At 35.9% G+C, this 898-nt stretch carries 1 protein-coding gene; it reads left to right on the forward strand.

Going from position 1 to position 898, the window contains the following annotated elements; all coding sequences use genetic code 11:
- Window positions 1-898, forward strand: an 898-nt coding sequence (locus tag FDX22_RS20690) for a hypothetical protein (protein ID WP_146717706.1), incomplete at both ends; no start/stop codon positions are given.

The raw sequence follows: 898 nt of genomic DNA on the forward strand, positions 1-898 counted from the left end.
CTAATGGTAAAAAAGAAAAAAGAGGCCTTCCAATACCAAAGGCAAGATGTCAAGTTATTGATTACGAACTGTGGGAAACAGGCTATCTTTACACTTCATCAGCTACATTGACCGTTTCGGTAGAAGTTGGCGATATTGTTCAAGTACTTTTTCCTGAAGTTGTTCCAATTGAAGAAGCTCTAGGTAAGAGGAAAAAACTGAATTTAGATATGGTTTACCTTGTGACCGATGTAGACGAAAGTAATAAAGCTACGTTAAAAAACTACTTTTGGGCAATGATTGAAAGTCTTGACGTTCCAAACGCAATAGCCAAAAAGACAAACTCTGGTATAATTAATTATTTAATTGACCCTAATAAAAATAATTTAATGAGTTATGGTTATTTCTTTGATTCAAGTATCTTTGCTGGAAAGGCTACGATTAATCGTAAAGCGGAAACTTCATCAGCTCATGATGTAGCAAAAAGGATATTTTCCAAGGTTCAATTTCAACCAACTACAACCATTCAACACGCTCCATCTGAAACAGACCCTAGAAACTTGTTATTCATTAACTTTGCTTCAAGAAACTGGAATAGAAAAAGAATCACGACAAGGGTAGATATTAAGCAAAGTGTGACAATGGACACGGAAACAATAGTAGAACGTTCAGCTTATAATTTTGCTGTTGTGTTCGTTAAAAATAAAGCAACAGATGACTACACAGACCCTCCTAAAATGTACACAGCAAAAAATAACGGAGATGTCATTGATTATAGCACTTATCATGGAGACGGAACAGACTTGCCAGATGTAAGGACAACCAAAACATTGTTTTATGATAGAGATGACCACGGAAACCCTCCTGAGTTGTCTACTATTAAGGTTGAAATTTCTCCCTCTACAATCGTCACAAGGTT

Source organism: Citrobacter sp. TBCS-14, from assembly GCF_005280805.1.
Lineage (GTDB): Bacteria > Pseudomonadota > Gammaproteobacteria > Enterobacterales > Enterobacteriaceae > Citrobacter > Citrobacter gillenii.